The 18,500-nt window shown below is 68.4% G+C and carries 16 protein-coding genes and 2 riboswitches; of the genes, 5 read left to right on the top strand and 11 right to left on the bottom strand.

Annotation, left to right across the window (positions count from 1 at the left end):
* Positions 1-11: 11 nt before the first annotated feature.
* The 9 genes from gcvH to APY03_RS28675 form a co-directional block, all read right to left on the bottom strand.
* Positions 12-383 (bottom strand): glycine cleavage system protein GcvH, encoded by a 372-nt coding sequence (gene gcvH, locus APY03_RS28715; protein WP_068682327.1) that lies wholly within the window; start codon positions 381-383, stop codon positions 12-14.
* Positions 384-430: 47 nt separating this feature from the next.
* Positions 431-1,603, bottom strand: coding sequence for a glycine cleavage system aminomethyltransferase GcvT (gene gcvT, locus APY03_RS28710; RefSeq protein WP_068682428.1), 1,173 nt, complete (start codon positions 1,601-1,603; stop codon positions 431-433).
* Positions 1,604-1,640: 37 nt separating this feature from the next.
* Positions 1,641-1,750, bottom strand: a riboswitch (glycine riboswitch).
* Positions 1,751-1,762: 12 nt separating this feature from the next.
* A riboswitch (glycine riboswitch) is annotated at positions 1,763-1,865 on the bottom strand.
* 26 nt (positions 1,866-1,891) lie between these two features.
* Positions 1,892-2,803 (bottom strand): hypothetical protein, encoded by a 912-nt coding sequence (locus APY03_RS28705; protein WP_102905734.1) that lies wholly within the window; start codon positions 2,801-2,803, stop codon positions 1,892-1,894.
* A 246-nt stretch (positions 2,804-3,049) separates the two neighbouring features.
* On the bottom strand, positions 3,050-4,327 hold the full coding sequence (locus tag APY03_RS28700) for a TRAP transporter large permease (protein ID WP_068682323.1): 1,278 nt from the start codon (positions 4,325-4,327) through the stop codon (positions 3,050-3,052).
* Positions 4,328-4,367: 40 nt separating this feature from the next.
* Entirely contained in the window at positions 4,368-4,862 is a 495-nt protein-coding gene (locus APY03_RS28695) for a TRAP transporter small permease (RefSeq protein ID WP_068682426.1), read from the bottom strand.
* Between the two features lie 88 nt (positions 4,863-4,950).
* A complete protein-coding gene (locus APY03_RS28690; protein ID WP_068682321.1) occupies positions 4,951-5,922 on the bottom strand; it encodes a TRAP transporter substrate-binding protein in 972 nt (323 codons plus the stop codon).
* Between the two features lie 52 nt (positions 5,923-5,974).
* Positions 5,975-6,991 (bottom strand): D-erythronate dehydrogenase, encoded by a 1,017-nt coding sequence (denD, locus tag APY03_RS28685; protein WP_068682320.1) that lies wholly within the window; start codon positions 6,989-6,991, stop codon positions 5,975-5,977.
* A gap of 31 nt (positions 6,992-7,022) precedes the next feature.
* Positions 7,023-9,821, bottom strand: coding sequence for a hybrid sensor histidine kinase/response regulator (locus tag APY03_RS28680; RefSeq protein ID WP_068682318.1), 2,799 nt, complete (start codon positions 9,819-9,821; stop codon positions 7,023-7,025).
* Between the two features lie 16 nt (positions 9,822-9,837).
* On the bottom strand, positions 9,838-11,532 hold the full coding sequence (locus tag APY03_RS28675) for an electron transfer flavoprotein-ubiquinone oxidoreductase (protein WP_068682317.1): 1,695 nt from the start codon (positions 11,530-11,532) through the stop codon (positions 9,838-9,840).
* Positions 11,533-11,651: 119 nt separating this feature from the next.
* Here APY03_RS28675 and APY03_RS28670 point away from each other — a divergent pair, with 119 nt between their 5' ends.
* The 3 genes from APY03_RS28670 to APY03_RS28660 are packed head-to-tail and all read left to right on the top strand — an operon-like array spanning position 11,652 to position 13,758.
* Complete coding sequence (locus APY03_RS28670) at positions 11,652-12,434, top strand: SDR family oxidoreductase (protein ID WP_068682316.1); 783 nt, start codon at positions 11,652-11,654, stop codon at positions 12,432-12,434.
* Positions 12,431-13,342, top strand: coding sequence for a DMT family transporter (locus tag APY03_RS28665; protein WP_083944625.1), 912 nt, complete (start codon positions 12,431-12,433; stop codon positions 13,340-13,342). Before APY03_RS28670 ends, APY03_RS28665 begins: the two co-directional genes overlap by 4 nt.
* On the top strand, positions 13,339-13,758 hold the full coding sequence (locus APY03_RS28660) for an acyl-CoA thioesterase (protein WP_068682311.1): 420 nt from the start codon (positions 13,339-13,341) through the stop codon (positions 13,756-13,758). Before APY03_RS28665 ends, APY03_RS28660 begins: the two co-directional genes overlap by 4 nt.
* Positions 13,759-13,771: 13 nt before the next feature.
* On the opposite strand, the gene APY03_RS28655 is transcribed toward APY03_RS28660, so the two are convergent.
* Both APY03_RS28655 and APY03_RS28650 read right to left on the bottom strand, forming a co-directional pair.
* Positions 13,772-15,139 carry a sensor histidine kinase gene (locus APY03_RS28655; RefSeq protein WP_068682308.1) on the bottom strand — a complete coding sequence of 456 codons (1,368 nt, stop codon included), beginning with the start codon at positions 15,137-15,139 and terminating at the stop codon, positions 13,772-13,774.
* Complete coding sequence (locus tag APY03_RS28650; protein ID WP_068682307.1) at positions 15,136-15,813, bottom strand: response regulator; 678 nt, start codon at positions 15,811-15,813, stop codon at positions 15,136-15,138. Before APY03_RS28650 ends, APY03_RS28655 begins: the two co-directional genes overlap by 4 nt.
* Positions 15,814-15,910: 97 nt before the next feature.
* On the opposite strand from APY03_RS28650, the gene APY03_RS28645 reads away from it, so the two are divergent.
* Both APY03_RS28645 and APY03_RS28640 read left to right on the top strand, forming a co-directional pair.
* The gene (locus APY03_RS28645) at positions 15,911-16,612 is read left to right on the top strand and encodes a phosphatase PAP2 family protein (protein ID WP_083944621.1); all 702 of its coding nucleotides are present in this window, start codon (positions 15,911-15,913) and stop codon (positions 16,610-16,612) included.
* 46 nt (positions 16,613-16,658) lie between these two features.
* Entirely contained in the window at positions 16,659-18,422 is a 1,764-nt protein-coding gene (locus tag APY03_RS28640) for a phosphoethanolamine transferase (RefSeq protein WP_068682303.1), read from the top strand.
* The last annotated feature ends 78 nt before the right edge of the window (positions 18,423-18,500 follow it).

Below are 18,500 nucleotides of genomic sequence, written 5' to 3'. Positions count from 1 at the left end.
GGTGTCCGCTTTCAGGCCTCGTCGGCGAACTTGTCGTAGTCGGTCTTGTCGAGCAGGGCGTCGATCTGAGCGGGCTCGGTGATCTTCATCTTGAAGAACCAGCCTTCGCCCTCGGGCGCGCTGTTGGCCAGCGAAGGATCGGCGCGCAGCGCCTCGTTGACCTCGGTGATCTCGCCCGCGACGGGCATGAACACGTCGGCCGCGGCCTTGACCGACTCGACCACGCCGGCAACCTCGCCCTGGGCGTAGCCCTGGCCGACCTGGGGCAGGTCGACGAAGACCACGTCGCCCAGCGCGTCCTGCGCATGCAGCGTGATGCCGACGGTGGCGGTGTCGCCCTCGGCGTTCACCCACTCGTGGTCCTTGGTGTACTTGATGGTCATGAAATGGCTCCTGGGGGAAGGGAAAGGGAAAGCGGAAAGAGGAAGCGCTAGCCGCGGTAGTACCGGGCTGACACGAAGGGAAGCGTACTGACCTCCATCGGCACCGGCTTGCCGCGCACGATGGCCTGCAGGCGGGTGCCGGGCTCGGCATAGGCGCGGGCGACATAGCCCATCGCGACGGGCCGGTCGACCGTGGGGCCCAGCAGGCCGCTGGTCACCTGGCCGATGGGCAGGCCTTCGAAGGACTCGAGCAGCGTGCCGTCGCGCACCGGCACGCGCTCCAGCGCCACCAGGCCGACGCGCTTGCGCTTGAGCGTCTCGTGGGCGACATGGCCGGCAGTGCCGGTGTCGGCCGTGAGTTGCGCCAGCACCCGGGCCGCGCCCGGAAAGCCGCCCTCGCGCGCGCCCCCGCTGCGCCGCACCTTCTGGATCGCCCAGTTGAGCGAAGCCTCGACCGGTGTGGTGGTGGTGTCGATGTCGTTGCCGTAGAGGCACAGGCCGGCTTCCAGGCGCAGCGAGTTGCGTGCGCCCAGGCCGACGGGCTGCACCTCCGGCTGCGCCAGCAGCAGCCGGGCCAGTGCCTCCGCATCGCGGGCGGCGACCGAGATCTCGAAGCCGTCCTCGCCGGTGTAGCCGCTGCGCGTGGCGAAGGCTGCGATGCCGCCGATCTGCACCGCGCCGCCGGTCATGAAGACGAAGCGCTCGATGCCGGGCGACAGGCGCGCCAGCACGGCCGCGGCCTGCGGCCCCTGCAGCGCGAGCAGGGCGTGATCGGGCAGGGGCTGCACCTGGCAGCGGTGGCCGATCTTCGCCTGGATGTGCGCGATGTCGCCGGCCTTGCAGGCGCCATTGACGATCACGAAGATCGAATCGTGGGCTTCGTTGAAGAACATCAGGTCGTCGAGGATGCCGCCCTCGTCGTTCAGCAGCAGGCCGTAGCGTTGCTTGCCCGGCGCCAGGCCCATCACGTCGACCGGCATCAGGGTTTCGAAGGCGGCAGCGGCCTCGGGCCCGATCAGTCGCAGCTGGCCCATGTGCGCGATATCGAAGAGGCCCGCGGCCGTGCGCGTGTGCTTGTGCTCGGCCATCAGGCCGGCGGGGTACTGAACCGGCATCGAATAGCCGGCGAAGGGCACCATGCGGGCGCCGAGCGCCACGTGCAGGTCGTACAGCGGGGTCTTTTGCAGGTCGTCGGAAGCGGAGGCCAAGGCACTCTCCATCAGGGGGCAGTCCGGATCCATGGCGGTCAAGCCATGGGCCACCCCTGCTGTCCGCTTTACCTGAGAGATTCGCCCCACGATCGAGGTTTGCTCCTTCGGTGGGCGGCCTTCACTCAAGCAAAGCCGCCTCTCTCCAGCAAGGAAACGCCCGGAAACACGGGCGCCTCGTCAGTCCTTTTGCCTGAGCGTTCGGGCCTTTCGTTCGATGGGCCCTGCGCCTTCGGCGGCTCCGCGTTGCGGGGCTCTCTCCTGACTCGGAAGAGTGTAAGGGAAACAGGACTTGACGAGCTACGAGCGCTCCAGCCGCAGCCGGCGCAGCAGGAATTTCTCCCACAGCTTGTCCGAGAGGAACTGCAGCGAGCGCCGGATGTGCTCGCGCGCGTTGCGGGCGTCGTAAGGCGAGCGGATATCGGCGCCCAGTTGCCGGGCGCGCAGGCTCAGCATGTGTTCCGACAGGCAGCAGCGCGCCTTCATGCGCAGGTCCTCGAAGTTGTCGGGGCCGAGCGGGCTGGCCTTGTGCCATTCGTGGTCCCACTTGAAGCGGCGCTTCTTCTGCATGCCCTGGCCCTCGTCGCTGATGAGCCAGGCGGACACGAAATCGACATAGGCCTCGCCCACATGGTCGCGGAACACGCCGCGACCCGGTTCGAAGCGCTCGTTGACCAGCGAATCCAGCAGCGCATTGCCGGGCGAGAGCGTGCCCAGCCGGTGACGCAGGGTGTCGTTCATCGCGAAGCAGTAGGTCGACACCCATTCGAGCAGCGGCCCCATCGGGGTCATGGTCGAGCGCGGGAAGTCGTTGATCTCGCCGAACAGCCACGGGCCCGGGTGCAGCGCGAGCTTGCGGATCTCGCCGCCGAAGCGCTCCAGCCGGCGCTCGCTCCAGGCGTGGTTGAGGGCGACCGTGTCGTTCGAGAAGAGCCAGACGTCGGGCTGCTCGCCGCGAGCGAGCAGGGTCTCGACGCCGCTGTCCCAGCCTGAGAATTCGCGGTTGCTGTTGTCGCCAGGGACCACCAGGCCCTGCTCGGAGGCCATGCCGGTCGTGCTTTCGGCCGGCCTGGCGCGGGCGTTGTCGACGATCACGCTCGAGAAGCGGTCGCCGTCCTGGGCCAGCCGGGTTCGCAGCTTCTCCAGCACCTGGAGCGAACGGTCGCGGTGCTGGTCGCCAAATTCCAAGTGAACGAAACCGTAGCTTGTCATGCGTGCAGGGGAGAGAAGAAAAACGGTCGCGGCCGCGCAAGGATGTTACCGCCTCAATGCGGCAAACGGCGGCGCTCACCGCTGGAAGCGGCTGCAACGCTTTCAGAGCGTATTCAAGAAGAAGGGGCTTCGGTTGTCAGCGAAGACGCCGTGTCGCGATCCGCGCTGTAACCCCATGTTGTCTCGGCGCACGCCCCGGCTCGGCCGGCGGCAGGCGCAGGATGCGGCCGCGCCTCGAAGCTGCGGCTACTTTGCGTAGACGAGATCGCGCAGCGCCAGCGAAAGCCCCGGCACGTAGGTGATGACCATCAGGCAGGCCAGTATCACCAGCACGAAGGGCACCAGGTGCCCGACGATGCGGTCCAGCGAGATGCGCGCCACCGTGCAGGCTGCGAACAGGTTGACGCCGAAGGGCGGCGTGATCATGCCCAGCGCCAGGTTCACCACCATCACCAGCCCGAAGTGCACCGGGTCGATGCCGAAGTGCATCGCCACCGGTGCGAGGATCGGCGCCAGCACGATGATGGCCGCGCTGGTCTCGATGAACATGCCGATGATGAAGAGCGCCGCGTTCACGCCGAGCAGGAACATGGCCGGCGACTGCAGCACGGCCTCGAGCCAGTGGCCGATGGCCTCCGGCACGCCGGCGCGCGTGATCAGGAATGCGAACAGCCCTGCGTTGGCAATGATGAACATGATCACCGACGACGAGATCACCGACTTGCGCAGCACCGCATAGAGTTGCGGCAGCTTGATCTCGCGGTAGATCAGCATGCCGACGACGAGCGCGTAGAGCACGGCCACGGCCGAGGCCTCGGTGGGCGTGAAGATGCCGCCGTAGATGCCGCCGAGGATGATCACCGGCATCAGCAGCGCCCAGCCCGCTCGCCAGGTGGCCACGCCCACCCCCAGGCGGCCGTCGCCGTCGTTCTTGCCCAGGCCCTTGAGCTTGCAGTAGACATAGACGAACGCCATCAGCGCCAGGCTGATCAGGATGCCCGGGCCGAGGCCTGCGATGAACAGTTCGCCGATCGACACCTCTGCGCTCACCCCATAGAGGATCAGCGGGATGGAGGGCGGGATGATCACGCCGAGCTCCGCGCTCGTGGCCTGCAGCGCCGCCGCGTAGCCGGTGGGGTAGCCGTGCTTGATCAGCGCCGGGATCAGGATGGCGCCGATGGCGAAGGTAGTGGCCACCGAGGAGCCCGACACCGCCGCGAAGATCATGCAGGTCAGCACGCAGGTCATGGGCAGGCCGCCCTGCACGCCGCCCACCAGGCTCTTGGCGAATTCCACCAGGCGGCGAGAGATGCCGCCGGTCTCCATCAGGTTGCCTGCGAGGATGAAGAAGGGGATGGCCGCGAGCGGAAACTTGTTGATCGCGTTGAACATCTCCTTCACGGAGATCAGCATGTTCGCGTTCGAGGCCTGGATGCCGACGATGGAGGCCAGGCCGATCGAGACGGCGACGGAGATCGTCAGTGCGAAGCACACCACCATCGTGGCGACCATCACCGGTGTCATAGGACCTCCACGATCGCGGCTTCGGGCTGCCGTGCGGCGCTCATTGCGCGGTCTCCAGCTCTTGCCGCTGCGGATCGAGCAGGTTGCCCACGATGCCGATCACGCTGAACAGGCCGCCGATGGGCATCGCCACGTAGGCCCAGAACATCGAGATCGACTCGAGTCCCGCCATCGACTGCACGCCGCCGCGCTTCGCGTAGTCCCAGCCCCACCAGATGATGATCGCGATCAGCGTCAGCGCTGCGAGGCACACCAGCCAATCGAGCACGCGCCGCATCTTCGGCGGGCTCCAGCGGTACAGCACGTCCACGCTGACCATCGCACCCTGTCGGAAGGCGGTGGGAATGCCCATGAAGACCATCCAGATCAGGCTCACCCGGATCAGGATCTCCGACCATTCGGCCGGCTGCTCGAGCACGAAGCGGGTGACGATCTGGAACACGCCGAGCGCCGAGGCGATCACCAGCATCAGGCAGGCGACGGCCATGGACAGCGAACTTGTCCATCGGTCGAACCGGAGGAAGGCGGATTTCATGAGCGAGGCATGCGAAGGGTCGGAAAAAAAGAGCGCCCGCGAGCCAGTGCTGCGCGGGCGCGCGCCGCGGGTCATCGCGGCAGGAAGCTCACTTGAAATTGCGGATCTTGTCGATGTTGGCCTTGCCGAACTGCTTCTCGAACTCGGCATTGACCGGCGCCAGCGTGCTGACGAACTTCGCCTTGTCGACGTTCTCGATCACGGTCATGCCCTGGGCACGCAGTTCCTTCACGCCGTTGGCGTCGTCCTGGTCGACGCGGTCGCGGTTCGCCTTCACCGCCACCTTGGCGGCTTCGAGGAAGGCGGTCTTGTCGGCCGCGCTGAGCTTGTCGAAGGCCGCCTTGTTCATCACGAAGATGCAGGGCGAGTAGACGTGCCCGGTCAACGAAAGGTGCTTCTGCACCTGCGAGAACTTGGCCGCCATGATCACCGACAGCGGGTTCTCCTGGCCATCGACGGTGCCCTGCTGCAGCGCCGTGAACACTTCGGGGAAGGCCATCGGCGTGGTGATGATGCCCAGGCCCTTGTACGCGGCGATGTGCACCGGGTTCTCCATGGTGCGCATCTTCAGCCCCTTGAGGTCTTCCGGTGCCTTCACGTCGCGCTTGCTGTTGGTCATGTGGCGGAAGCCGTTCTCGGCCCATGCCAGGGCCTTGAAGCCCTTGGCGTCGAACTTGGTCAGCAGTTCCTGGCCGATGGGGCCGTCGAGCACCGCGCGCGCGTGGGCCTTGTCGCGGAACAGGAAGGGCACGTCGAGGATCTTGGTCTCCGGTACGAAGTTGGGCACGGGGCCCGTGGAGGAGAAGGCCAGCTCCTGGGTGCCGAGCTGCACCGCCTCGATCGATTCGCGCTCGCCGCCCAGCGAGCCGTTGTAGAAGGTCTCGATCTTGTAGCGGCCGTTGGTGCGTGCCGCCACTTCCTTGGCGAAGGTGTCGATGGCGACGCCCTGGTGCGAGTTCTGCGCCGTCGAGATGCTGATCTTCATGGCGGTCTGCGCAAAGGCTGCGCAGGCCATGCCGAGGCCGAGGACGAGGCCGGCGGCCAAGCGGTTCAACTTCATGGGGAGTCTCCTGTCGATGTGACGTTTGATGTGACGTTTAGCAAACGTATGACTATGCATTGGTCGGCAGCTTCACGGCGTCGGGATTTTCACGGACGTAATCGCGGATCACGTCCTCGAAGCTGGCATCGGGCAAAAGGCCCAGGCCGCGCGCGCGCCGCGCCTCGATGCGGCCCGGCCAGGTCTTCACGATGCGCTGGATCGCCGGGTCGGGCGTGCGGTCCAGCAGGGCGGTGGCGGCTGGCCCGGCCACGCGCTCGAGCGCCGCGGCCATGTCGCCCACGGTGAGGCCCAGGGAGGGCAGGTTGAGCGCCGTGCGCGGGCCCCATTGCGCATCGCTCGCCTCGGCGGCGCGGACGATGCCTTCGATGGTGCGGGCCGGCGAGGCCAGTGCCACCGGCGTTTCGTCGGGCACGGGGCAGGCGGCGCGGATGCCGGCGAGCGGCTCCCGGATCATGCCGCTGAAGAAGCCCGAGGCCGCGCCGTTGGGGCGGCCGGGGCGCACGCTCACCGTCATCAGCCGCACGCTGCGGCCCCGGATGAAGCCCTTGCGCGTGTAGTCGGCCACCAGCTGCTCGCCGATGAACTTCTGGATGCCGTAGCTGGTCTGCGGCGTGGGCAGTGTGTCGTCGTCGATGACCTCGGGCAGTGGCTGCTCGGGCGAGTTGCCGAAGACCGCGAGCGAGCTCGAGAACACCAGCACCGGCGCAGTGCCGGCAGCGCGCAGGCGTTCGAGCAGGGCATTGGTGGCACCGAAGTTGCTGCGCATGCCGAGGTCGAAGTCGGCCTCGCACTCGCCGCTGACGGCCGCGGCCAGGTGGAAGACGGCATCGGCGCCGGCCCAGTAGGCGGCGCCGGCATCGGCCAGCTGTGCATTGAGATCGCCGACGACGGCTGCGATGCGCGGGTCGGTCGTGAGATCGGGCGGGGGCGGGGCACGGTCGACGAGGGTGATGCGCTCGATGGGCTGCGCCGCGGCGCCAGCGAGTGCGAGGCTGCCTTGCGCGAGCAGTGTGCGGGCCAGCCGGGCGCCGAGAAAACCGGCGCCGCCGGTAATGACGATGTGCATGGTGTCTCCTTCAGGCGCGCAGTCTATCGCCCTATGTCGACGCTCGACCTTTCCTGTAGATCTGGGCAAGCCGCGCCAACAGGATCTCTGCCTGCGCTGGCTTGGCGAAGTGGTCGTCGAAGCCGGCCTGCAGCGCCCGCTGGCGATCGGCCTCCCGTCCATAGCCGGTCAATGCCACAAGTGCCATGGAACGCGTTGCAGCTTCGGCACGCAAGCGGGTGGCCAGGTCATAGCCGTTCATGCCAGGAAGACCGATGTCGATGACGGCGCCGTCGCAGGGCTTGCGGCTCAGCACGCCCAGCGCCTCTTCGGCCGAGAATGCCAGATGCGTTTCGTGCCCTTCGAGCTCGAGCCAGCTGGCGAGCGCTTCGGCCGCATCCTTGTTGTCGTCGACGATCAGCAGTGACAGCGTCGGCGGCGCGGCCGCGGCAGGTGTGCCGGGCCGGGTCGCTTCGTCCGGCCCCGCGTGCAAGGGCAGTCGTACCTCGAAAGTGGTGCCCTTTCCGGCACCTGCGCTCTCCACCGTGATCTCCCCGCCGTGCAGGCGCGCCAGGCTCTGGGCGATGGGCAGGCCGAGGCCCAGCCCGCCGGCGGCCCGGTGCAGCGCCTGCTCGCCCTGCACGAACCGCTCGAACACGCGCGGCAACAGGTCGGGGGTGATCCCGATGCCATCGTCCGTGACGCGCAGCACCGCTTGCGGCGAAGGGGCCGCAGTGTCGCTGGCAAGCTGGATCCGGATGGAGCCCTTGGGATCGGTGAACTTGGCCGCGTTCGTCAGGAGGTTGCCCACGATCTGGGCCAGGCGCAGCGGGTCCCCTTGCACCAGGACGGGCGCCGAGGGCATCTGCGCCTCCGGCATCCGATCGCGTTCCTGCAGCGCCGGAAGCGTGAGTTCGAGGGCCCGGGCGACGACATCGCGCATGTCCACCGACTCGGTCTTCAAGGTGATCTTGCCCGCGACGATGCGCGACACGTCCAGCAGGTCATCGACCATGCGGGACAGGTGTCGAACCTGTCGCTCGATGATCTGGCGCTCGCGCGGAAAGGCCTGGGGATCGCGGCGTGCCATGAGTTGCAGGGCCAGCCCCATGGGCGCGAGCGGATTGCGCAGCTCGTGTCCCAGCATCGCGAGAAACTCGTCTTTCGACCGGTTGGCCTGCTCGGCCTGGTGCTGGGCGCTGCGCGCCTGCTGGAGCAGCCGGACATTGTCCAGCGCCAGCGCGACGCGCTGCGCCAGCTCCCCGATCAGCGATCCATCTTCGGCGCTGAAGCGCCGCTGCGATTCGGCCTGCAATACGGCCATGACGCCGATCGTACGGCCGCGCGCGACCAGCGGCACGATGCAGCCTGCCGTGATGCCGACGATCCGGGTGAACTCCTTGAGCTCGGGGTCCAGCTTGTCGACGGCCTCGATGTCGTCCAGGTTGAGCAGGAACATTTTCCCGGTGGAGATCGCCCAAGGGAACGAGCCGGGGACCTGCGGCGCCGTGCGCGTACTGACCAGTTGCTCGACGAAGGCACTGCGCGCCGGGTCGAAATGGTGCGTCAGCTTGCGCTGCAGCGCGCCGTTTTCATCGAGCAGATCGATGCGGCAGAGGTCGGCGATCGCCGGCACGATCACTTGCGCGATGGCTGCGAGTGTCGATTCTTCTTCCAGCGACTGCGAGAGCACTGTGCTGGCGTCCGCGAGGCGCGCCAGCCGCTGCTCTGCCGCTTGCGCGTTGGCGCGCGCCAGGCGCTCGCCCTCCAGCAGATGCTGGCGCTCGGCTTCGCCGCGGCGCCGTTGCTCGGAAGCCGTGGCCAAGGCCACGGCAACCGCGTCCACTTCGGTGACCCCCGACTTCTGCGCCGGCAGCGCTTCTCCGCGTCCCATGGCATCTGCCTGGGCGCGAAGAAGGTCCATTGGCCGCGTCACGCCGCGCGAGATCCACCAGGCAGCCAGGCCACCGAAGCAGAGGGAGATGAGCAGGCCACCGCCGTACGCCATGAACAGGCGGCGCGACGCAGCTTCGGATGCGGCCACTGGCGCGCCGAGCACCACCATCCAGGGAGCTGAATCCATCCGCGCGATCGCCGTCCTTGCCCGCACGCCTTCGACGGTGGTGGTGGAGCCCACCCCGTCGCGTTGAGGCCCGATCCTGGCAAGGAGCTCGAGCAATGTGTCGCTTGGTGGCGTTCCGCGCAGGCGCTCGTCGTCCACGTTGCGCGCCACGCGCGCCTGCCTCGAGTCGAACACCGAAACCGTCCATCCTTCCGGGGTACGCTGCCGGTGCAGGACGGCGGTGATCGCCTCGGGGTCGACGACGGCCGTGAGGACATGGCGAACTTCCCCTTTGCGCACGACCGGGACGCGCACGGAAAATGCGAGCCGGCCGCGGGGCCCACGCGTCATTGCACCGATCACGGGCCGCTGCTCGCGCACGACTTCCTGAAGGCTCGCCGGATCCACGACGCTCGGGCCGGGCGTGAGGGGGCTTTGCTCCCTGCTGAAGAGAATGCGGCCGTCCGGCGCAGCCAACAGGAGGTCGCGCCATTCCGGATGAGATGCCCGCACTGCGGTGACGAGCTCGTGGGCCTCGATCAGGCCCTCCGGCGTGGTGGTGCCCAGCGGTTCGGTGAGCGCCAGTGCTTCCAGCGCGGCGCGGGTCATGCGAAGTTCGCTGTCGACGGCGGTGGCAATGGCTCTTGCCACGCCGAGCGTGGAGGCCTGGGTCTGGGCGCGCTGGGCCTTCAACAACGCGTCGAGCGCGAGGCCGTAGACCACGGCCAGGGGGACGATCGCCGCCGTTGCGATCAGCAACAGACGCCGCCGCAGATTGATGGTGCGCATGCGTCCGCAGGCGCTCCTACATCCCCACGTAGTTCGGCCCGCCGCCGCCTTCCGGCGTGACCCACACGATGTTCTGCGTCGGGTCCTTGATGTCGCAGGTCTTGCAGTGCACGCAGTTCTGCGCGTTGATCTGAAGGCGCGGCTTGCCGTTCTCGCCTTCGACGAACTCGTAGACCCCGGCGGGGCAGTAGCGGGCCTCGGGGCCGGCGTACTCGGGCAGGTTGATCTCGGTGGGTACCGCGGCGTTCTTCAGCGTCAGGTGCGCGGGCTGGTTTTCCTCGTGGTTGGTGTTGCTGACGAACACCGAGGAGAGCCGGTCGAAGGTGAGCTTGCCGTCCGGCTTCGGGTAGGCGATCTTCTTGCACTGGGCGGCCTTCTTCAGGCGCTCGTGGTCGGCCTGGTGGCGGTGCACCGTCCAGGGGATGTGGCCGCGCAGCACGTACTGCTCGATGCCGGTCATCAGCGTGCCCACCGTCAGGCCCTTCTTGAACCACTGCTTGAAGTTGCGCGCCCTGTTCAGTTCCCGGTACAGCCAGCTCTTCTCGAACGAGGCGGGGTAGGCGGCGAGCTCGTCGTGCTGGCGGCCGGCCATCACCGCGTCGTAGGCGGCCTCGGCCGCGAGCATGCCGGTCTTGATGGCGGCGTGGCTGCCCTTGATGCGGCTCGCGTTCAGGTAGCCGGCGTCGTCGCCCACCAGTGCGCCGCCCGGGAACACCGTCTTGGGCAGCGAAAGCAGGCCGCCCGCGGTGATGGCACGGGCGCCGTAGCTCAGGCGCTTGGGCGCCTTGAGTCCCTTGTCCTGGCCTTCGAAGTACCAGCGGATGTTCGGATGCGTCTTGAAGCGCTGGAACTCCTCGAAGGGGCTCATGTGCGGATTCTGGTAGTCGAGGCCGACCACGAAGCCGACGATGAGCTGGTTGTTCTCGGCGTGGTACAGGAACGAGCCGCCATAGGTGTCGGGCGGCAGCGGCCAGCCCGCGGTGTGCACCGCCAGGCCGGGCTCGTGGCGGGCCGGATCGATTTCCCACAGCTCCTTGATGCCGATGCCGTAGCTCTGCGGGTCCTTGCCGACGTCGAGCTTGTACTTGGCGATGAGCTGGCGGCCCAGGTGGCCGCGCGCGCCCTCGGCGAAGATCGTGTACTTGGCGTGCAGCTCCATGCCGAGCTGGAAATTCTCGGTCGGCTCGCCGTCCTTGCCGATTCCCATGTTGCCGGTGGCCACGCCGCGCACCTTGCCGTCGTCGGTGTAGAGCACCTCGGCCGCGGGGAAGCCCGGGAAGATCTCGACGCCCAGCGCCTCGGCCTGCTGCGCGAGCCAGCGCACCACGTTGCCCAGGCTGACGATGTAGTTGCCCTCGTTGTGGAAGTTCCTGGGCAGCAGGAAGTTGGGCGTGCGGTAGGCGCCGGTCTCGCTGAGCATCAGGAAGGTGTCCTGCGTCACCGGCTGGTTGAGCGGGGCGCCTTGCTCCTCCCAGTCGGGCAGCAGCTCGTAGAGCGCACGCGGGTCCATGATGGCGCCCGACAGGATGTGGGCGCCGGGCTCCGAGCCCTTCTCGAGCACCACCACCGAGATGTCCTTGCCGTGCGAGGCCGCCAGCTGCTTGAGGTGGATGGCGGTCGCCAGCCCGCCCGGGCCGGCGCCCACCACCACCACGTCGTATTCCATGGCTTCACGGGGGCCGAACTGGGCGAGGATTTCGTCGTGCGTCATGTGGGGTCTGGTCGATAATGGTTTTGAAGGGGCGAGGCGCCGCGAAGGCCGGGCCATTTTATGCGGCGCCCAACGTGCCTCCGGCACGTCGTCCCGGTGGCTCTCAACAGGACCTCCTCATGGCTTACAGCATCGATCTTTCCGGCCGCGTGGCCTTTGTCACCGGCGCGTCGAGCGGGCTCGGCGCGCAGTTCGCCAAGACCCTGGCCCGCGCCGGCGCCGCGGTGGTGCTGGCCAGCCGCCATACCGACCGCCTCAAGGAGCTGCGCGCGCGCATCGAGGGCGAGGGCGGCGATGCCCACGTGGTGGAGCTCGATGCGACTGACATGGGCAGCATCAAGGCCGCGGTGGCAAGGGCCGAGACCGAGGTCGGGCCCATCGACATCCTGGTCAACAACTCGGGCGTGAGCACCACCCAGCGGCTGGAGGAGGTGAAGCCGCAGGACTACGACTTCATCTTCGACGCCAACGTCAAGGGTGCCTTCTTCATCGCGCAGGAGGTGGGCAAGCGCATGCTGGCCCGGGCCCGCGGCGCGGCGCCCGGCACTTACATCGGCGGGCGCATCGTCAACATCGCCTCGGTGGGTGCGCTGAAGGTGATCCCCAAGATCGGCGTCTACTGCATGAGCAAGGCCGCCGTGGTGCAGATGACCAAGGCGATGGCGCTCGAATGGGGGCGCTTCGGCATCAATGTCAACGCGTTGTGCCCCGGTTACATCACGACCGACAACAACGAGGACCACTGGGCCTCCGACGACGGCCGGAAGCTGGTCGGCGCCCTGCCGCGCAAGCGCCTGGGCAAGCCCGAGGACCTGGACGGGCTGATCGTGCTGCTGGCCAGCGGCCAGAGCCACTTCGTCAATGGCGCCGTGATCGCGGCGGACGACGGATACGCGCTCTGAGCCGCAGCGACGTCCTCGGCGTCGCGGCTGGCCTGGCTGCGGGGGCGCTCTGGGGCCTGGTCTTCGTGGCGCCGCGCATGGTGGGTCATTTCGGCATGGTGGACATCACGGCGGCGCGCTTCATCGTCTTCGGCGCGGTGGCGGGGGTGGCCGTCTGGTGGCGGCCGACGGCACACCGTTGGCCCGATGCGCGACAGGCCTGCGCCGTGCTGGCCCTGAGCGGACTGGGCTTCACCGGCTACTACCTGCTGCTCGCCTTCGCGATCGTGGATGCGGGCACCGAGGTGCCCAGCCTGATCATCGGCACCATCCCGGTCTGGATGATGCTGCTGGGCCGGCCCGCGGGACTGCGCATGCAGGCCCTCTTGCCCGGGCTCGCACTCACCGCCGCCGGCCTCGCGCTGATGGTGTGGGCCGCCTGGCCGGAGGGCGGCATCGGCGGCACGGGGCGCGCGCATTTCGGCTGGGGTTTGGTGCTGGCCGTGCTGGCGATGGCGAGCTGGACAGCCTTCGGCCTGCTCAACGCCGCGTGGCTGCGGCGCCATCCCGAGGTGCATGCGGCGGACTGGACCAACTGGCTCGGCATCGCAACCTGCCTGGGAGCCTTCCTGCTGTGGCTCGCCGCGGGCTCCGACCTGGCAACCCTGCGCGCGCAGCCCGACGGCGCCTTGTTCGCGGTGCTGGCGCTGGCCGGCGGCCTCGGCTCTTCATGGCTGGCCACCGTGCTCTGGAGCATCGCCAGCCAGCGGCTCTCGGCCAGCTTGTGCGGCCAGCTCATCGTGAGCGAGACGCTGTTCGCCTTGCTTTATTCTTTTCTGTGGGACGGCCGCTGGCCGCACGCGAGCGAGCTCGCGGCGGCGCTGCTGTTCGTCCTGGGCATCCTGGCATCCATCAAGGCACACCGATGAGAATCGAAATCCCCGAAGTCAAGAAGCTGGTCTACGAAATGACGATCCCGATCCGCTGGGGCGACATGGACGCAATGGGCCACCTCAACAACGCCACGTACTTCCGCTACCTGGAGACGGCGCGCATCGACTGGTTCCACTCGCTGGGCGCCGAGCCCTCGCCGGCGGGGCAGGGCATGGTGATCGTCAATGCCTTCTGCAACTTCTACAAGCAGCTCGAGTACCCGGGCGATGTGCTCCTCAGGATGTACGTGAGCGACCCCGGCCGCACCACCTTCGAGAGCTGGGCCACCATGGCCCGCGCCGATGCGCCGGACGTCATTTGCGCGGCGGGCGGCGCGACCACCATCTGGGTTGACTTTCCGAAGCAGAAGGCGCTGCCGCTGCCGGACTGGCTGCGCACCATCGTGAGCTGAGCGCTCTTGAAGATCAGGCCGCGTCCAGCACGATCCGCGCCTCGAATCCCGTCGCTGCCCCCGGCGGGGGCGAGTACAGCTCGAGCCGCGCCCCGTGCTTCTCGACGATGGTGTTGACGATCGAGAGCCCCAGCCCGTAGCCCGCGCGGTCGGCGCTGTGGCGCACGTGGCGCTGCTGCAATGTGCGCAGCTGCGCGCTGCCGACGCCCGGGCCGAAGTCGCGCACCGCGAGGGTGCCGGGCGCCATCACTTCGATCGCGACACGGCCGCTGCCGTAGCGCAAGGCGTTCTCGACCAGGTTGCGCAGCGCGATCGCGAGTGCATCCACGTCGCCGAGCACCAGGGGCGCGTCGGCGTCGGGCACCTTCAGCGACAGGCGCTCGTTGACGCGCGCGTCCTTCCAGAACTCCTGCGCCACGGTGCCCGCGAGCTGTACCAGGTTGACCTGGCCGCGCGCGAACGAGGCACCCGATTCGGCGCGCGAGAGCTGCAGCAGCTTCTCGGCACGGTGGCCCAGCACCTCCAGCGCATCGAGCGCGGCCTCGACGTCGTGGCGGCGCAGGTCGTGCTCCAGCGCGGTCTGCAGCCGAAGCCGGGCCGCCGTGAGCGGTGAGCGCAGCTCGTGCGCCGCGTTTGCCGCGAGCGCGCGCTCGACGTCCAGCGCGTGGGACAGCCGCTCCAGCAGCCGGTTGACGTCGTCGCCGACCGATCGCAGCTCGCGCGGCAAGCCCGCGAGCCCGATCGGCCGGAGGTCCGCGCCGTTGCGTACCGCGATCTCGCCGGCCAGCACCTGCAGGCCGCGCAGTTCGCTTCGCGCCACGTTGCGCAGCACCAGCGCCAGCAGGGGCAGCATCGCGATCAGCGGAATGGTCAGCCCGAGCAGGGTGCGGTTGAGCGCCGTGCGGCGTTCGTCCAGCGGGTCGGCAACCTGCAGGTAGAGCCCGAGCGTCGGATGGCGCGCGGTGTAGATGCGCCAGGCCTCGCTGTCGGCAAAGCCCTTCGCCAGCGGCACGTCGAAGGCATTGGCCGGCGCCTCGGAGGAACGCAGCAGCACGCGCGCGTGCACGTCCACCATCTGGTAGAGCACCGCATCGGTGGGGTACAGCTGCGGCGGCGGGATCAGCGGCAGGGCGGCGCCCGGGCGTTCGTCGTGCAGCTTGTCGAACTCGCGCACCGCGGTGTCGAAGGTGCGATGGGCGACCTCGGCGAGCTCGTTGTCGAAATTGTGGTTGATCTCGCGGTCGACGTACCAGGCCACGCCGAGCACGCACAGCAGCCAGACCCCGCCGACCCAGACGATCAGCGTGCGCGTCAGCCGCCCGGCGAGCGAATCGCGCGGACCGAGCTCGGCTTCTGCCTGCTGCAGAAAACCCAACCTCATTCGTCCTCTTCCTCGGGCGAGAAGGACAGCCGGTAGCCCAGCCCGCGCAGCGTCTGGATGTGGCTGCGCCCCAACTTGCGGCGCAGGCGGCTGATGAAGACCTCCAGCGTGTTGCTGTCGGCCTCGTCGCCGAAGCCGTAGAGTGCGTCGGCCAGGTTCTCGCGCGTGTGGATGCGCTCGGGCCGCGTCGCCATCACGCGCAGCAGCGCCCATTCCTTTTGCGTCAGCGTGACCGGGATCCCATTCTTGCGGACCAGGTCGCGCGCCAGGTCGATCTCGAGCGTGCCGAAGTGCAGCACCGGCGTGCTGGCGCTGCTGCGGCGGCGCTCGACCGCGCGCAGGCGCGCCAGCAGCTCGGCCGGGTCGTAGGGCTTGATGAGGTAGTCGTCGGCGCCGGCGTCCAGGCCGCGGATGCGGTCGGTGACCTGGTCGCGCGCGGTGAGCACGATCACGATCGGGCGGTCGCGCAGGGCGCGCACGTCGGGCAGCAGCGACAGGCCTTCGCCGTCGGGGAGGTGCAGGTCGAGCAGCACGGCCGCGTACTGCACCGCCGCCAGCGCCGCCCGCGCCTGCGCCAGGCCGGGCGCCACGTCCACCACGAAAGCCTTGGCCTCGAGGTAGCTGCAGACTGCACTGGCCAGCGCAGCATCGTCCTCGACCAGCAATATGCGCACGTCGCCTTCCTTTTCCAAAGAACCGGAGTCTAGGGCAGGCCCCCTTCAGCCAACGTTCAGCAGGCGGACTTAGGCTCGCGCCTCCATGCGTTCTTCCATGCCCCCCAGGCGGCCCCTTGCCTGGACACTCCTGACCTTGCTCCTGCTCCTGGCCTGGGATGCCGCCGGCCTCGACCTCGCGCTGGCCCGACTCGCGGGCACGCCGATGGGCTTTCCGTGGCGCGACAACGCGTTCCTGGTGCATGTGATGCACGAGGGCGCCAGGTCGTTGAGCTGGCTGTTCCTGATCGCACTCTTCGCTGCCATCCGCTGGCCGGTGGGCCTGCTGCGCCGCCTTCGGATGCGCGAGCGGGCCCAGCTCGCCTTCACCGTGCTGGCCGGCGTGCTGGTGGTGTCGCTGGTCAAGCAGGCGAGCGCGACCAGCTGCCCCTGGGACCTGAAGGCCTTCGGTGGCCTGGCTCGCGACGTGTCGCACTGGAGCTGGGGCGTGCGCGACGGCGGGCCCGGTGGCTGCTTCCCGGCCGGCCATGCCTCCGCGGGCTTCGCCTACGTCGGAGCCTGGTTCGTGCTGCGGCGCGCCGCGCCGTCCGCGGCGCGGGCGTGGCTCGCCCTTGCGCTGGCGGCCGGGCTGCTGCTGGGCCTGGCGCAGCAGTTGCGCGGGGCCCACTACATGAGCCACACGCTGTGGACCGCCTGGCTCTGCTGGACCACCGGCCTCGCCGTGGATGCGCTGCTGCGATCGAGGTCCGTCAGGCGCGATGCGCGGGTGGGCGCCGTGCCCAAGCTGAACGAAAGCTGAGCCCGGCATTCAGTGAGTCTTCAGTCCGGCTGTCCAGACTCGCCGGATGCCTTTCTCGACTGTCCAGCCTTCCGTCCTCTCTGCCGATCGCTCCGTTGCCGCACCCCTGGCGCAGGCCCGCGCCGTGGAAGCCACCGCTTCCCCATGGCGGCGCATCGACGCCTGGCTGGCGCAGCCCCGCTCGGCGCGCAGCGTGGTCGTCTGGCTGAGCCTCTATCTCGCATTGGCCGCCAACTGGCCGCTGTGGAAAGAGCTCGCACGCATCGGCGGCGCGCCCAGCATCTACCTGCCCCAGGTTGCGCTGATGACGCTGCTCATCGTCTGCGGCACCGTGGCGCTGCTGGCGCTGAGTGCCTGGTCGCGCTGGATGAAACCGCTGTGGTTCGCCGTGGTCGTGGTCGCTGCCGTGGCGCAGCATTTCATGCTGAGCTACCACGCCGTCATGGACCCGAGCATGCTGGCCAATGCGATGCAGACCGACCTCCACGAAGCACGCGACCTCATGGGTTGGGGCCTGCTGTTCCACATCGTGCTGGTGTCGGCCGCGCCGGCCTGGGCCCTGTGGCGCATGCGCGTGGCGCCCATGGGCCTGTTGTCGCAGGCATGGCGCAACGCGCTGCTGCTCGCGGCAGCCGTCGCGCTGGCAGCCGGCGGTGCTCTGGCGATGAACCGGCAGCTCGCGCCGCTGATGCGCAACAACGTCCATCTTCGCTACATGATCAATCCGCTGGCCAGCATCTATTCCGCGTCATCGGTGGTGCTCAAGCCGCTGTTCAAGCGCAGCCGCAAGCTGATCCCGATCTCCGGCGGCACCGCGCTGGGCGCCAGCTACGCGGCACAGGCCCGGCCGCCCTTCTTCGTGCTGGTGGTCGGCGAGACCGCGCGGGCCGATCATTTCGGGCTCAACGGCTATGCCCGCGACACCACGCCGGCGCTGGCCGCGCGCAAGGTGCTGTCCTGGCGCGACGTCCATTCCTGCGGCACCAACACGCTGGCTTCCGTGCCCTGCATGTTCTCGCCGGTCGGCAAGGCAGCCTTCGAGGCGCGCAAGGACGACTACGAGAACCTGATGGACGTGCTGCAGGCCTCCGGCCTCGCGGTGTTCTGGCTGGACAACCAGCCCGGCGGCTGCAAGGGTGTGTGCGACCGCGTTCCGCATGCCTTCGCCTTCGACCAGCTTGCACCGGAGGTGAAGAGCGCGCTGTGCGACGGCGACGAATGCCTGGACGACGCCATGCTCCGGGGGCTGGACGAGCGCCTGGCCGCTCTGCCTGCCGAGCGCCGCGCCAAGGGGGTCGTGCTGGTGATGCACCAGATGGGCAGCCATGGCCCTGCGTACTACAAGCGCTCCTCGCCGGACGCCAAGCGCTTCGTGCCCGAATGCAAGACCAACGCGCTGGCGGAGTGCAGCCACGCGGAGCTGGTGAACGGCTTCGACAATTCGATCGCGTACACCGATCGCTTTCTGGGCAAGACCATCGATTGGCTGCAGGCGCAGTCGGGGCGCTACGACACGGCCATGCTCTACCTGAGCGACCACGGGGAGTCGCTGGGCGAGTACGGGCTGTTCCTGCACGGCGTGCCTTACAGCTTTGCACCGGAGGTGCAGAAGCACATTCCGATGGTGATGTGGTTCGGGCCGCACATGCGCGAGCGTGCGGGGCTGTCGAGCGCCTGCATGGAGGGGGGGCTCGATGCGCCGTTGACGCATGACAACCTTTATCACACGGTGCTGGGGGTGATGGATGTGCGGACGCCGACCTACAAGGCGGGGTTGGACGCGTTGGCGGCGTGCCGGAGGGTGGGGTGAGGGTCTTGGCGTTTCGACTTGGTACGTCGTGCTTGGTGTGAGGCCGGAGCCGGGAATTCGCCCCGGCGGGCGAGTCAC

The organism is Variovorax sp. WDL1 (assembly GCF_001541225.1).
GTDB lineage: Bacteria > Pseudomonadota > Gammaproteobacteria > Burkholderiales > Burkholderiaceae_C > Variovorax.
This window is presented reverse-complemented; position numbering and strand designations above follow the sequence as displayed.

What these genes read in the sequence shown, in the direction of transcription:
- gcvH (WP_068682327.1), bottom strand. Translation starts at nt 383, where the DNA reads ATGACCATCAAGTACACCAAGGACCACGAGTGGGTGAACGCCGAGGGC.
- gcvT (WP_068682428.1), bottom strand. Translation starts at nt 1,603, where the DNA reads ATGGAGAGTGCCTTGGCCTCCGCTTCCGACGACCTGCAAAAGACCCCG.
- APY03_RS28705 (WP_102905734.1), bottom strand. Translation starts at nt 2,803, where the DNA reads ATGACAAGCTACGGTTTCGTTCACTTGGAATTTGGCGACCAGCACCGC.
- APY03_RS28700 (WP_068682323.1), bottom strand. Translation starts at nt 4,327, where the DNA reads ATGACACCGGTGATGGTCGCCACGATGGTGGTGTGCTTCGCACTGACG.
- APY03_RS28695 (WP_068682426.1), bottom strand. Translation starts at nt 4,862, where the DNA reads ATGAAATCCGCCTTCCTCCGGTTCGACCGATGGACAAGTTCGCTGTCC.
- APY03_RS28690 (WP_068682321.1), bottom strand. Translation starts at nt 5,922, where the DNA reads ATGAAGTTGAACCGCTTGGCCGCCGGCCTCGTCCTCGGCCTCGGCATG.
- denD (WP_068682320.1), bottom strand. Translation starts at nt 6,991, where the DNA reads ATGCACATCGTCATTACCGGCGGCGCCGGTTTTCTCGGCGCCCGGCTG.
- APY03_RS28680 (WP_068682318.1), bottom strand. Translation starts at nt 9,821, where the DNA reads ATGCGCACCATCAATCTGCGGCGGCGTCTGTTGCTGATCGCAACGGCG.
- APY03_RS28675 (WP_068682317.1), bottom strand. Translation starts at nt 11,532, where the DNA reads ATGACGCACGACGAAATCCTCGCCCAGTTCGGCCCCCGTGAAGCCATG.
- APY03_RS28670 (WP_068682316.1), top strand. Translation starts at nt 11,652, where the DNA reads ATGGCTTACAGCATCGATCTTTCCGGCCGCGTGGCCTTTGTCACCGGC.
- APY03_RS28660 (WP_068682311.1), top strand. Translation starts at nt 13,339, where the DNA reads ATGAGAATCGAAATCCCCGAAGTCAAGAAGCTGGTCTACGAAATGACG.
- APY03_RS28655 (WP_068682308.1), bottom strand. Translation starts at nt 15,139, where the DNA reads ATGAGGTTGGGTTTTCTGCAGCAGGCAGAAGCCGAGCTCGGTCCGCGC.
- APY03_RS28645 (WP_083944621.1), top strand. Translation starts at nt 15,911, where the DNA reads ATGCCCCCCAGGCGGCCCCTTGCCTGGACACTCCTGACCTTGCTCCTG.
- APY03_RS28640 (WP_068682303.1), top strand. Translation starts at nt 16,659, where the DNA reads ATGCCTTTCTCGACTGTCCAGCCTTCCGTCCTCTCTGCCGATCGCTCC.